This window comes from Catenovulum adriaticum (assembly GCF_026725475.1).
Taxonomy (GTDB): Bacteria; Pseudomonadota; Gammaproteobacteria; order Enterobacterales; family Alteromonadaceae; genus Catenovulum; species Catenovulum adriaticum.
This window is the reverse complement of record NZ_CP109966.1, coordinates 95,864-111,260: the sequence shown is the minus strand read 5'-3', so window position 1 is coordinate 111,260 and position 15,397 is coordinate 95,864. Positions and strand designations below refer to the sequence as shown.

Annotated in this window: 6 protein-coding genes; 1 reads left to right on the top strand and 5 read right to left on the bottom strand. The window is 40.8% G+C overall.

Annotated elements, in window-relative coordinates; all coding sequences use genetic code 11:
• Window positions 1-14: 14 nt before the first annotated feature.
• Entirely contained in the window at window positions 15-1,460 is a 1,446-nt protein-coding gene (gene uxaC / locus OLW01_RS14350) for a glucuronate isomerase (RefSeq protein WP_268076627.1), read from the bottom strand.
• Window positions 1,461-1,549: 89 nt separating this feature from the next.
• Entirely contained in the window at window positions 1,550-3,043 is a 1,494-nt protein-coding gene (locus OLW01_RS14345; protein WP_268076626.1) for a tetratricopeptide repeat protein, read from the bottom strand.
• Between the two features lie 237 nt (window positions 3,044-3,280).
• On the opposite strand from OLW01_RS14345, the gene OLW01_RS14340 reads away from it, so the two are divergent.
• Window positions 3,281-4,369 (top strand): ABC transporter substrate-binding protein, encoded by a 1,089-nt coding sequence (locus OLW01_RS14340; protein ID WP_268076625.1) that lies wholly within the window; start codon window positions 3,281-3,283, stop codon window positions 4,367-4,369.
• A gap of 174 nt (window positions 4,370-4,543) precedes the next feature.
• On the opposite strand, the gene OLW01_RS14335 is transcribed toward OLW01_RS14340, so the two are convergent.
• The 3 genes from OLW01_RS14335 to OLW01_RS14325 all read right to left on the bottom strand — a co-directional run bounded on the left by OLW01_RS14335 (window position 4,544) and on the right by OLW01_RS14325 (window position 15,338).
• A complete protein-coding gene (locus OLW01_RS14335) occupies window positions 4,544-8,512 on the bottom strand; it encodes a glycosyl hydrolase 115 family protein (protein WP_268076624.1) in 3,969 nt (1,322 codons plus the stop codon).
• Window positions 8,513-8,719: 207 nt separating this feature from the next.
• Window positions 8,720-12,184, bottom strand: a complete 3,465-nt coding sequence (locus OLW01_RS14330) for a glycosyl hydrolase 115 family protein (protein WP_268076623.1) — start codon at window positions 12,182-12,184, stop codon at window positions 8,720-8,722.
• Window positions 12,185-12,593: 409 nt separating this feature from the next.
• On the bottom strand, window positions 12,594-15,338 hold the full coding sequence (locus OLW01_RS14325; protein WP_268076622.1) for a glycosyl hydrolase family 98 C-terminal domain-containing protein: 2,745 nt from the start codon (window positions 15,336-15,338) through the stop codon (window positions 12,594-12,596).
• Between the last annotated feature and the right edge of the window lie 59 nt (window positions 15,339-15,397).

The window sequence follows — 15,397 nt, the reverse complement described above, 5'->3', positions numbered from 1 at the left end:
TTAAATGTGTCTGGTTATTTGCTACGTTGGTAAGCTTCTTTGGCAAGGCGATAACTTAAGTCATAAGCCAAGGTGTGCGCATCATCAATGGATAATCGGCGCTCAGCAACCAATTGAGCTAAAAAACGACAATCGATGCGACGAGCAACATCGTGCCTTGAGGGGATCGACAAAAACGCTCGAGTATCGTCGTTAAAACCAACGGTATTGTAAAAACCAGCGGTTTCAGTAACATTATGTCGAAAACGCAACATGCCTTCAGGGCTATCATTGAACCACCAGGCAGGTCCCAGTTTTAGACATGGATAATGACCCGCTAACGGCGCTAATTCACGCGCGTAAGTAGATTCGTCCAATGTAAATAAAATGATACGCAAATTGCTCTCAGTTCCATACTTAGACAATAGCGGATGCAAGTTATCAACATAACTCGTACGTACAGGAATATCACAGCCTTTGTCTGTTCCAAAATCTTGATATAATTTTTGATTATGATTACGAAATACACCCGGGTGGATTTGCATCACTAAACCGTCTTCTAGGCTCATACCTGCCATTTCAGTTAGCATTTGCGCTCTAAATAAATCGCGTTCTTCTGCTGTTGCACTGCCAGCTAAAACTTTATTCAACAATGTTTGGCATTCAGTTGAAGATAAGTTTGCGGTGCGAGCCGTTGGATGACCATGATCAGACGCTGTCGCGCCATGCTGGATGAAATATTCGCGACGTGCTTTTAACGCACGTAAGTATCCTTGCCAATTGCGGATGTCTTCACCGGTTTGTTCTGCTAATGTGACAATACTTGTTGAAAAGTTCCAGTGGTCGGGGTCAATAACATCGTCGGGTCTGAACGAGGTAATCACTCTATTTTCTAAACCCGTGCCTGTTAATTTTCCGTGATGTTTGAGCTCATCTGTGGCGTGTTCAGTTGTTGCTAATAATTCGATATTAAACTTGTCTAATAGGGCTCTTGGCTTAAATTCATCTGTCGCTAATTTCTGGTTGATTTTGTCATAATAATAATCAGCTGTATCTTTGTTTAACGTTACTTCAAAACCGAATACCTCTTTAAACACATAGTCCATCCACATACGTGATGGTGTACCATGGAATAAGTAGTAGTTTTCTGCAAATACGTGCCAAATTTTCCGGCTATCTTGCTCGACATCCCCCCCATCGGTGCGATTAATACCCAGCTCTTCTAATTTAATGCCCTGACTATAAAGCATGCGAAAAACATAATGATCAGGTTTAATTAACAACTCAGTTGCATTATTAAAATTTTCGTTTTCAGCAAACCATTGCGGATCAGTGTGCCCGTGTGGACTGATAATTGGAAGATTAGCAACTGCATTATACAATTCACGGCTGATTGCGAGCTCTTCGGGGTCTCGTTTAAACAACCGATCCTTATCGAAAATTAACGGTTTTTGTTTGTTTTGCACGACAGGTACCTTCATGTACTGAAAAATCTTATAGTCTATAATACAACAACATTATTTTAAAATAAACTATGCCGTGCATAAAGTTGGCTGCCGTGCGCAGCTGACTAGTACGATTCGCTGGTGATTTGAACGTTGCCAGTTGTCCAGCGGGCCATTAGATCGTGCCAATCAGACACATTCCAGTTATATGATTCAGCCAAACGAATTGCTTTACTCAAATAACTAAATGCAACCTTAATATCCCTATGCTCGCCTTTAGTTCTTGATATTGCATATAGGTAATAATACTCTGGATTGGACTTATGCTGCTCTTCAATTTGTGCCAGTATATTTACTGCTTCTTTAAAATTATGTAAGTTTTTGTCATCTGCACTCAACTTCAATTCAGCGATTTTAAGTGCCGCGACGCTATGATCCTGCTGGGCTGCGAATTGATACCAACGCATAGCCTTAGTCTCGTCTTTATTTACCCAAGGGCTATATTGCAAAATATTGCCTAATTGATACTGGGCTCTGGCAACCCCAAATTGAGCGGCCGCATAAAGCCACTTGATAGCCGACTCAACGTCTGTTTGCTCTCTATATTGTTTTAATCCGTATTCAAATTGCGCGCCTGGGTGTCCTGCTTTCGCTGTATCAAGTAAAACAGTCAGTGCCTCACCTTCTTTTTGCGGTAACCAAGGGTAAGTGAGTAATAACACTGCGTACTCATATTTATCATCCAGTGATGAGGTTTTTTTCAATTCTCTTGCTTCCCTTAAAATTTTTGCGTATAGATATTCGCTTTTTTCTGACATGTCAAACCTATCAAAAGTCGCAATACCCGTTCTGATTCTATGATTAAAGTAGACTGGCTGGTCGAGGTATTGGGGAATAGGCAATGTCTTACTTTTTAATTCTTCGAGCGTTTGACGTGTATACCCTAACGACTGCACTGAAACAGCGTTGCGCATTGTGCCGTCAGGCGCGATATCGAAATCAGCCACCAACAAATGTGCAGGTTTAACAAAAGCCAATAAACTGGTAATATCGTCTGATTCACCACTGTCAAAAGATTCTCCGCTAGCAGAATCGGTTATTGAATCAAGTCCCACATCTACCGCCATATCTAAATCATGTTCGGTCGTTTCGATAAACTCATCTAGACTGGTTTTGCCATCAAAAGTTATCTTGTTAGTCAAACTTGCATGATTAATTTGTGGAAAATAGTTATTGCTCACATTTGTTTGGCCATAAACGTTTTCGTATTGGATCATCAACGATTCTAACTTATCAATATCTTGGTTTGGTAGTAATTGGATAAGTGTAGTGGCGACATTTCTAGAATCTTTGTATTCTAGCTCCGCTGCCAATGAGAACCATACTATAGCTTCAGTCAAATCTTTTTTAGTGCCTATCCCTTGAAACGTCATAGTGCCCAATTGATAAAACGCCATTGCACTACCAACACTTGCAGATTTTAGGTACTCGGATCGAGCCTTCTGAAAGTTTTTACTTTCAATATATTCGGCGGCTTTATAAGTATTGGCATGGATAGTTAGTGGCAAAACGATCAAACTGGTTAGAGTTATAGCAAAGATTTGAGTTATACTTTTCATCGTACATGAGTCCTAGGTTTATTATCAGCTCATGATATATTCATCTTGACACTATGTCGATTTGTTTACTTAATATTTACATGGTGCAACACGGTACTTGTACCGTTTGAAGATGAATTGCCATCAGCCATTACAGCATCCATGCTGAATAATGCTGGGTGGGGAATGTTTCATCCAATGTTATTATATTGATCTACACTTTAAACTTACTTTTGATAATGGGGGTGAAGTAAGTCAATGTTTAATAAGCTGGTCTTTACCGCAATACTGACGGTATTGCTGAGCCCACCCTGCTTAGCTATTAACGTTCTGTTTATTAACCCAGACATAAAAGGTCGAGTTTTTTGGGACTTAACCACAGACGTCGCTAAACAAGCGGCGGATCAACTTGGAATAAACTTAATAGTAAAATATGGTGGCGGCAATCGTTTTAGTAACCAAATACTGTTGGAACAAATAGAGGGTTACTATGATTATGTGGTTTTTTTTCCGCATTCAGGCAATGCAGTGCAATCATTTAAGGTACTGAGTCAGTTAGGTATTCCATTTATTACTTTGGAACGTTCAATATCTCAAGATGAACTTGAACTATTAAAGAAAACAAGTTCACTTTATCCACTTTGGATAGGCGAAGTTTTTTATGATGACGCACAAGCTGGAGCATTGCTCGCGAATAAACTTATTACTTTGCACCGAAAAAAGAGTCAAGCACAACCTCAAATTCTTGCTTTTAACGGCGACTACTCACAAACCTCTAGTAACAGATCAGCTGGATTAATTACAGCAGCGGCATCGAAGCAAGCTAAAGTTCTACAAGTGTTACATACGATGTGGAAGCCAGAACAGGCTCAGTACAAACTAAACAAGGCGCTTAAGCGTTATCCTAATGCCAACATCATTTGGACTGCATCTGATCAGCTTGCAATCGCCATTAGTGACCAATTAAACATCAATCGTGCCAACATACTGGTTGGTGGCATTGACTGGTCACCGAAGGCTATCGGATATGTTGAAAATAAACAGTTGTCTGCCGTCGTGGGTGGGCATTTTATGCAAGCAGCCTGGGCGCTGGTATTAGTTTATGATCACTTCAAGGGGGTTGATATATCCATGGCTCGCAAAGCAATGCCCTTGCAACACCAAACAATAGATTCAACCAATATTGATAAATTAGCCAACTTAAAAAATACCAGTATTTGGCGCTGTTTTAATTTCAGCAATTTTTCAATTGATCTGAATTCACAAATAGACACATATAAATTCGACTTTACCGACGATATTGAGCATGAAATTAAAAGATGCTTAATTGATAAACATCAACGTTAGGCTGGGCAAAAATAGTGATTTCTTTTTGGACTCTCCGCCTAATCGCAGACTGATGTAAGGTGTGTGACGCCTGTATAACACAATAACCGAGATCGCATCCCCATTTAGAGCAGTATGTAAAAAAGGCACCTCATAATGAGATGCCTTTATGGTGCAGTGCGCTATCCGTATTGCTTATTTTTTGCCGGCTGCGCCTTGTAGTAGGTCGTCTACTGTAAAAGTGTTAGACGTTAAACCAAATACAAACTTATCAATTTCTAAACCATTTTCGCGGCCACCAATTTGAAAAGTTTGAGTTAAGTTGTCTTTCGAAACCTTATAGGTGCTTTTTTTACTCGTAAGTAACACCCATTTCCAAACGCCCGTCGTTGCATTGCCTTTACTGTCAACGGTTTCACTCATATTTGTGTAACCTTTTGAAAATAGCCCATTTACAGTAGACCACTCACTGCCATTCGAAGGTGATTTAACACCAAACCCTTTAGCTAAAAACAGGCTGTCATCATTTGCTCTGCCACCGCCAACTCTAATCCTAGCATAAACATTGTAAACGCCAGGCTCTTTAAAGTTTACTGTGTAAGTTGAAACTCTAGATTCATCTTCTGGATAACCACCTGGGCTATTTGATTTTATATCAATAGTATATGGCAGTACTTTTCTGCTGACGTTGAAGTCGCTTCCAATAACACCACTTTCGGCTTCAACAACCACAGTGGCGCCAGTTTCTATACCTACGCCTTTAATAGGCACTCGATTACCTCGAGGGCTTTGTTGAGGGCCTAAATATGAGTTTTTCAAATTGCCTGTATCTATCTCAATTTTTTGGATAGTAAAACCAGGATCTACCGCCCATATTTTAAGTGTGTGAAAACCAGCTCTAGTTAAATTGTGGAATGACTTAGTTTTTCGGACAGAATCTCGTACAGCGTCAGTCCAAGTGCTATCTTTTGATTTACCGGCGAACTCAATAAGTTGAGGTTTTTGATTATCAAATGCAATAGCGTAATGCATCGGCTTACCATCTGTCAGATTTAGCGTTGGAGATACAATAACATCTACCGAAATCTCACCCAAACGACTAATATACATATCGTATTCTAATCGTGCGCTTTCGGAAGTCGGTTGAATTGTCGGAAAAATATCAGGAGAAGGACGCATCGCCCCCTGACCTCGGCCATGGTTAGGTAATTCTGCCCAAGAAATACCATTAGAAGCTATTTTTCGGTCTGCATTAGGTGCTTCTATTGCAATGTATCCATCTACATCTAAGAAACCTTCCGGTTGTGATGGATCAGCTTTCTTCGGCTTGTTCAAAGGTAACAGAATACCCCGCTGTGAACCGTCATCTAGTCCTTTTACTAAAATGAATACGTTACTATTACCTTCTGGCACTTTCGACCAATCGTTTACACTCACTTCGACACGTATATCTTTGTCTAGACTGCCATCTGAATGAGATAGAGAAACCCAAGGAAACTCAGCCTTAATTTGATATCGGGATTCTTTACTTCCCATTCGATAAACATCGAAATATCGGGCTTTTTCTCCCCCTTCAGCAGATAGCTCCGGCAATTTTTCTTTTGTAAGATTTTGCATTGGGTTGTCTGATCCCTCTAACATGACACCAATGTTCTTGCTATTTGGAATATCAATTTTACGTACTTCCGTCATGATATTTTCCTTAGGTGGCTTCCACGAAGTCGCTCCTATATGAGCTTGATCCATCATGTGAACCCAACGTCCATCAGCAAACTCTTCATTCCAATGAATGCGCAAAGCATTGACGGCATCGAAATGCTGTTTTGCTTGTTCTGCTAGTTCATTTGTAGACGCGCGTTTTTGCTGTGCATACAACTTATTGCGGGCTGTCGCATAATATAAATTGTTTGTTTCAAGCATAGCTTTAATTGGATAAACAAATAATTGGTAAGCCGCATCGCGTTTACTTTCGGGCAAACGAGACATCAGCTTATCTGCTCGTTGAGCCAATGATTTCCATAAATTATTGACTCGCTCCGCTTCTCGGTAATTTTCAACGCTGAAAATGGTTGAATCCGTTAGCTCTGGCTTACGCCAATGCAGATATTTAGTGTACTCTGTGATTAAACCAGCTGCTTCTTGTGCGTAATCGGCGCCAAACTCTCTTGTTGTCCAACTTACGAGGTATTCATCCAAAGTGTCTTGATCCCAGCGCTCTGGTTCCCATGCCATTCTTAAGAAAAACTCAATGGGTACTTCCATAGGTTTTAAATCACCTACGTTAACAACCCATATTTTATTGGCATTGTAGCGGGCGGCAAGTGACATTTGCTCGTACACTTTTTCTATCGGGGTTGTATTATGCCATTTATAAGAGCGTGGACCACCATGATAATCAAAATGGTAATAAAGACCAGAACCACCCGTTCGCGTACTATTAGGATCCGGTAGAGTACGAATATTTCCCCAATTGTCGTCACAATATAAAAGTGTCACATCATCGGGGACATTCATTCCTTCGTCGTAGTAATACTGAACTTCTTTGTATAAAGCCCAAACAGTCGGTCGTTCAGACGCAGGTTTTCCAGTGACTTCTTCGATAATTTGACGCTGATCACCGACAACTTTTTCAAGTAATTCTACGCTTGCTTCCTTTAAACCGTGATCACCATCACCACGCATCGACAGGGTAATTACATTCTCAAAGTCTTTGGTGCGTTCAAGACCTTCGCGGAAATATTGTTTCATCCCCTCTTCGTTTTCAACATAGCTCCACTTCCCATTACCGAATTTTTTGCTATTGCGATACCAATGAGGCATTTGCTGCATCATGGGCTCGTGATGCGATGTGCTCATAACGATGCCGTATTGATCCGCTAACACTGGGTTTAACGGGTCATCGGTATTGAAATCGTCACTCCACATAGCAGGCCATAAAAAATTACCGCGCATACGCAAGATCAATTCAAAGACGTGCGCATAGAATTTGCTATTGCGTCCTCCGAACTTTTTGTCTGACCAACCCGTCAACGCAGGTGCCTCGTCGTTTAGAAAAATACCTCGATATTGTACTGCGGGTGAACCTGATTCGTAGCGTCCCTTCACGATATAAGCTTGTTCGCGTTGTTTAGAGGGGACATCAGCCCACCAGTACCAGGGGGATACACCCAACTGTTCAGATAACTCATAAATACCAAAAATAGTGCCGCGTTTATCACTTCCCGCGATTACCAGTGCTTGTTCTACACCTGAGGCTGGGTTATCGACTGCTTCAATAACAAAATTTTCCCATTGACCTTCAATGTTAGTGACATCCAATTTACCTTGAGCAATCAGTGAATCGATTAATGCGCTTTTGCCTATGGTACCAATAATGATTGGAGCTTTACCTGGCGCAGATTCCTGTTTACTTATTTTAGGTGTGATAGAACCAACTCGGTTTATATCGGCTTGCAGATCATCGGCTGCAAAATGTACGCCTTCCCAATCTTTGTCATCCAGCCAAATAGGGGCCGCTTTACCGTTAGCAAATACTTTAAAATCACCAGGTGATGGTTTCTCTGTTATTAGAGTGTCTTTTAAACCTAAATGCGGCTTAATTTCAGGCGTGTTTGAAGGGATCTTGCCAAGTGCAATTTTCCCGCCTTTAACATTTAATATTGCTTTGTCTAACGCTGTGTTTGTATTGCGGCTTTGAATGTAAAGCGTATGCTGACCTTGATTTAGGCCCTCAAATTCAGCCAATAATACACTAGACCAGTCTCCGACGGTTGCTTTATTATTTTCTTTCCAATCGCCTGAATTGAGCCTGTAATAAACAGTATTTTCACCTGAGTCGAGCGCCTTGATTCTGAGTTGAAATTCAAGATCAGTTTTTTTATCTAAACTAAATGGAATAGCCGCAGTTGCATTTAAGCCTGGCGTTTTAAGAATATACTCGCCGCCGGATGCAAAGCCATCGGTTTTTACCGAATATGGCGTAAAGGCATCTTGTGCAGACAAACTTTCTAATTCAATAGCAAGTGAATCGCTCACTAAACTACTGGCCATGCGATTGGAGGGGGGCACTTTATGATTAATTTGATTAGGTGCTGTGACCGAGCTACCGCAGGCAGCTAGGTTTATCCCCGAAATTAACAAGAGAATATTTTTTACCGACTTCATAGTTTCCTCAACAAAGTATTTCAAGTTATGGGTGAAATACAAAAGGGTTGTAAATTTAAAACACTCTCATTGACAATATATTAACATCGGTTAATAGTCAATATGAATATTAGATTATTGGGCAATCTGTGTTTTTACGTTTTTAAATGAGTGGGAGAAAGTGGCTAACGAGGCAGATGAATTACCTTACCTCGTTTCACCTAACAGTTACTGTTTTACAACAGGGCCTAAGTAGCTTGTTTGCACATCACCTTGGTGGATAATGATTTTTTCTATAACAACCCCAGGGTCAATCATCCAAACTTTAAGTTTGTGTATGCCTGGCTTGTCAATTTTATGTTCACTACTCATGGTACGCGCATTATTTCTTACCCATTCATACCAGCTTAAAATAGCAGGTGAAGATTTGTCTTTACGTGCATTTGGGTCTTTGTATTCTTGCCCTGCAAAAGCGTCAACTATTACAGGTGCCTGTTGGTCAAAGGAAACAGCAAAACTTACACCTCTGTCTGGTTGCACATTTAGCGCAATGCCCGTGACCACATCAACTGTATAAGTACCTGCTTGAGTAATAAGTACATCGTATTCCATAAATGGTGCGTTTTTACCCGGTGTGACCGATTCAGACAGTGCAGGGAAAACCGACATGCCAGACACACCTCGTCCATAGTCAGGTATTTTTTGCCACGAGACGCCATTGTTCGCAACATGATTGCTATACGACTCAGCCGCAAACACTATAGGGCCAGTTAAGCCACCGTGAGCTTTAACAGCTTCTTTAGTATATTTCTTCGAACGTACGGTATTAACTAACACACTGACGGTTTGGCCACCTTTTTGTTTCACAATCACTTTAGCTGTATGTGAACCAATGGGTGCTTTATCCCAGTCGATGTTCACCCAATATCGCTTGTCGCCTGATTCATTGGTTGTTGGTTTAGATAGTTTCACCCAAGGTTCAGTTGCACTGATGTCGTATTTGATCTCGCTACTACCACGCTTAAATACGTCTATCCAGTACGTTTGTTGGTTAATAGCATCATACGTTGGCAATTCAGCAACTGCGCCAGGTTGAGCTTGTTCACTTGTAATTTCCCCTGCATAGGCAGTTAAGTATGCACGATCTAATTTCAAACCGTCTTCACGTCGCATTATGCTGATAGTATGTTTACCAGCCGACACACGATTAAAGGTCGTCATATCTAAGGTCAAGTAACCACTGCTTGCTTTAAGGTTGTTTTTTACCAACCATTTGCCTGAATCAAGCTTAAAGAATAATGAATCGTCGTGTGTATTTGCCGCACTGACGCGTAATTGGAATTTTACTTTTGCTGCTTTGGATAATTCAAAGTGGAATTGGAATTGACCGTCTTGATTATCCAATGGTGTAGTCATAGCTAGCTCAGCACTATTTTCTGGCCAAACGACCGCTTTACCGCCAGATGCAGAAGAATCTTCAATTACAGTGAAAGGGGGAAATTTTGTTTGGTTGGCAAAATTTTCTAATTCAAATGTAATGGTATTTTTTTCTAACATTTCCGGCCAAGCAAACTCGGTACCTTCAACTGACACCCCCATTACTTCGTCGTTTGGTAACTTGATTGTAACTAATTCAGGCATGGTATTTTTTTTAGGTGCGTTCCAACTTTTATAACCAACAAATGGGTAGCTCATCATCTGATTCCATTTGCCATTCGCAATGGTGTGATATTCATTGATCATACTTTCGTTTAACGCAAACTGTTGTTGAACTGTTTCTGCTAAATTGTTAGTGCTCGCCCGACCTTGGTTTGCATACAAGTAGTTGCGACCAGCTGTTATATACATATCTGTTAGATTACCGCTGGCTTTTGTTGGGTACAAAACAAGTTGGTAAAACGCATCTCGATATTGTTCAGGCAAAGTTTTATAAATTGCTTCAGCCTGTTCTGTTATCGCTTTCCAACCCTGTTGAACGCGCTCGGCTTCTTTATAATTGACCAAACTAAATGTGTTTGGAGATAATAATTCAGGTTTGCGCCATGCATTGTATTTAGCATATTTTGCAACAATATCAGCTATTTGTGCCGCATAAGTTTGACCAAACTCACGCTCTGCCCACTCAACTAAAAATTGATTGAGTTTGTCTTTGCTCATGGCTTTTGGATCCCAAGCCATTTTTAAGAAAAATTCCGTGGGCACTTCCATTGGTTTAATATCACCTACATTTGCAACCCAAATTTTATTAGCGTTGTATTCGTAGGCTAAATTCATTTGCTCCCAAATTTTAGGTAATGGGTTAGTATTTATCCACTCGTAAGAGCGTGGTGCGCCGTGGTAATCGAAGTGATAATAAATGCCCGCACCGCCCGGACGTTTGCGCTCTTCTGCTGTAGGAATGCGACGTAAGTTCCCCCAGTTGTCATCACACCAAAGTAAAATAACATCGTCAGGTACTTTCATTCCCTGTTCATAATAATTTTGTACTTCTTTATACAGAGCCCAAACTTGCGGCACTTCTTCAGCAGGCTGGCCTTTAACTTCGGCAATAATTTGACGTTGATCAGCAACTATTTTTTCCATAATCGCCATATTGTCTTCTACATTACCTTCCATACCTGTGTCACCATCACCACGCATGCCCATGGTGATTAACACTTCGTAGTCTTTATTTCGCTCTATACCCTCTCGCCAGAATTTTTTTAAACCTTCTTCATTACTTGAATAATCCCACTCAGCGTTGCCATAGTTCTTTTTGCCTCGACTCCAATCTGAATGCGCACGAGTCATAGGCTCGTGGTGAGATGTACCTAGCACTATGCCTAGTTCGTTGGCCAAACGCGCACTTTCTGGATCGTCTCGGTAGATAGATTTTCCTAACATCCCTGGCCACAAGTAGTTGGCACGTAAACGTAACATTAGGTCATATACATGGGCATACATTTTGGCGTTATAACCACCAAATTTTTCTTGAGCCCAACGCATCAGCGCCCAGTCATCGTTAATGAAAATGCCTCTATACTTAACTACGGGTTCTTTCGAAAAGTGGAAACCCGGTTTTACAAATAAATTATCGCTGGTTTTAACCGGTACATCTGCCCACCAATACCAAGGTGATACGCCAATGTTTTCTGACAACTCGTACATACCATACATAGTACCGCGCTTGTTGCTGCCGAATATAACCAAAGCCTTGTCTACATTAGGCAGTGGGTTTACCACAGTTTGTAACGCGTAGGTGTCCCATCGGCCACTCACTTGGCTAGCGTCAATTTTATTTTGTGAAATTAACTTGTCCACGATTGAACTTTGACCAATTGTGCCGATGATAACGACTGAGCCTGACAATTGCTCAGAGTCAACCCGTTGGGGAGTAACACCTGTTACCTTACTAATATCCGTTTGTAGGTTATTGGCAATACGCAATACGCCAGGATGGTCTTGATCACTTACCCACACTTTGGCGGCTACGCCTTCTGACACGAGTGGGAAAGACGCCCCAGTTGTGTCTGTGGTTGTAACATATTCTCTACCCGTGTTGTTAATCGTTATTTTAGTGACTGCTTTGGCAACTGGCTTGTTGTCTGACTGCTTGGTTGATTGGCAAGCCGTTAAGGCTAGGCTAGATACCAATACAAACGCTGACCCGACTTTTACCACTTTATGGATATTTCGCGCTAAATTACTGAGCATAGGTAACTCCTAATTGTCAGTGCTAAAAAATTCAAGATGAGTTGTTGAATCAACCTATCGAGCTACTTAAAAGACTTGTAATAACAAGCTAATGTGTTATTCACAAACTTATAAAAATTATCCATGAGTTGTTAAATAAAATAAGTTAATTCCAATTTATATACGGATAATTAACCGTTAAAAACATTTAAAAGCATTTAATTTCATGATCTTATAGGGCTTACTTTTTATTTTTGTGTCCGCTGGTCATTTATTGGGTGGATTGTATTTGATTGATTAACGATTTCTGAATTTAATGTACGGAATAATCCAGAGCCTAAAGATACCACTCCACTAAAAGCAGACTGATATGCGAAGTTAAGGGGGTAGATTCCCCCCTAATTTGAGTACAAAATTTTGTACTTAATGTTTAATTACAAGTATTGGATGAAGTCACACCATATCCATATGGTGCACCTGTACCGATAAATACTTTATCTATATCAGCACCATCTTCACGATAAGCTAGGGTTAAATTATGGTTGCCTGTACCTAAAGTTGTAGTTGTCATCTTTTTCCAAGTCCATTCATTCGCCACTGCCAAATTATTCCAACTCGTGAAATTGTCACTGTTGAACTTGAACCAAAATGAGTCATCGCTTGTTGAAGGTGCTCTCACTCTTGCCCAGACATCATAAGTACCACTACCCGTTAGGCTAAACGGTAAGGAAATTTGTCCGTCTGTAGTTGGTGCACTAGCGACACTATTATTACCACTTGTTATAGTTGCATAACGTCCCTGAGCAGCTGTTGAGCTAGCAGGTAACGTCCAGAGTGACCCGGAAATTCCACATTCGGCCTCTAACCAAACGCCTTGAGCTTGAGGCGTAACAACAGAAGGAGAAGCGGGTTTTAATATTTCTCTGTCTGCAGGCGTTGTCGGGCGTGAGTTATTACCAGTTGCTTGTGATACAAATAGATCTATTGGACCATTATGCGCAACTGTTATGGTGAACTCACCATTTTGGAAGTTGGTTGTTACGTTACTTGGATCATGTGTGCCGCGCTCTGTAACTTTGATATCAGGTTGCGAGCTGCAGCCATTTATTATTATTTCACTTGTTCTTAATATTGAATCTGTTGGATTGGCAACAAAGTCTGGCAAGACGTAATTTTGTAATCGCCAACTACTAAAGCCTTCGGGATATTCAGCCCAAAGTGCACTTTTGTCGGTACGATAGTTATTTAGATAAATCCGAATGGATTGTTCGGCTTCTTTTATTACACTGAATGTATGTGGCGTGTAGTCCATTTCAATTGAACTACAAGTGTTGTATTTTAAGTTAAATTCACCCGTCGCATTTGCGTTTGTATTCATATAAGGATTGTAAGCTAACCAATTATTGCCTACACGCGAGACAAACATATCTCCTGTCGATTCCGCTGGAAACATACTGTCAAAAGCTGCAACTTTAGCACTTTGGCTGCTCCATTGCGTCGAATAATCAGACTGATCCAAAATTAAGCTATATGAGCTTGCTTCTGCTGGTGTGCCCACCATGTAAGGGATCGTGGGGTACCGCCCGGTTTTCTTTAACCAACGTCGGTTGGATTGATGTTCACCATCATTATTCATCCGGTACAAACCTGTATACAAGTATGTTGGTGTATTATTTTCGCTACCATCACTGATCAATGCGAATTTGGTTCGATCTGCAACTTGCTTGCGTGTTGGTATAACAATATTACCGTCGACAACTTTGCGTAATATATCAATCATTATATTGTTAAAGTTAGGCGTCGCTTGCCCTTCGAAAATTCCAGAAGCCCATTCTACTTCCGGGCCGTCAATTACCGTTGCACCTGTTAGGAGTAAATGTTCAGCGATATGTGTCCCCATCAAGCCTTCCGGCGAAGTAAACCAGGTTATACTGCCAAATTCTTCCATTTCCTCGCGAGTTCCCTCATCTCCAAATAATTGACCTTTCCCTGACCAAACCCATGAATACTGATCATATCGAATAGCGTAATGATCTGCGTATCCTGCTAAAAATGCACCAAGTGCCATACTTTCATTGTCGAAATACCCCCAACCATGGGTTGTTTTATTGCCGATAATAAAATGGTCACTATACTGTTGCGCTGTATTTTTGAATCTTTGATGGGATTTAAATTTTGCAATGGTATTCCATCCAGGTTGAGAAATTGACATAGCATCATTCACATAGACAAATCCACCATATTGGTCGCTTAATTCAAGTAGGTCAGACAATAGGTCTAACCGTTGTGCAAACGTATTCGTATCGTAACCCCAAGTTTGTTCTGACCAATTGTAGCCAATTAAATTTGGGTAATCTTGATAGAGCTTTTCATAGTTGCTCGTGTCTGAGTTATCCATTCGATTGCGAATACCGGAAGAGGGTTGCACCATAGCCCACATATCGTTATCCAATGATTCTTGCAACCACTCACGCATTAGTAAGTAGCCTTCGGTTGTTCCTTCTGTCGTACCGACAGGATTTAAATTCAGCACAACATAAGGACGCATATCTACAGGTATTGCATCAATTATTTCTTGAGGTTCATCTCCGACATTCAGTGATACGTGCACTAAGTACATAGGGCTTTGTGGTGATAATGGGCGACGAAAGTCATTAGATACAAGGCTTTCGGCATTGACATTAGTTACAATTCCCGTTGCTGCGGTTAACGTAATATTGTCAAGTTGTGTCCCATCTTCTCGGCGTAAAATACGCAATGTGTGATTACCACTCGCCAAATTATTAAAACTGGCAACTTGTAAATTTTCCCATCCGTTAGTTGTTGTGTTGTTGAGATAGCTCCAACTGCCATTATTCAACTTATAGTAGAATGAATCATCACTACTATTTGACATATTCGCTCTCATTTGAAGAATCAAATCGGACGAATCCGATAAATTAAAAGTGACTTCAACTTGCCCGGTTGCAGAGTCATTTGGTGTGGTGAGTGCTTGATTTCCAGCATTTGGCCAGACAACATATTGTTGGTTTGCTGCATTAGTATCGGTTTGAACGGCTAAAGGAGCAAAATTGTTCTGGCTTTGTAACTTTTCCAATTCAACCGTTATTGAGCTGCTGGCCAACGCTGTCATCGGGACCCATAACAGCGCGGCTACTATATATCTTTTTATCATATCATTACCTTTGTGTTGTGTGTAAGTTTGTGTTTTTTGTAAAAGTCTAGCTATAACCT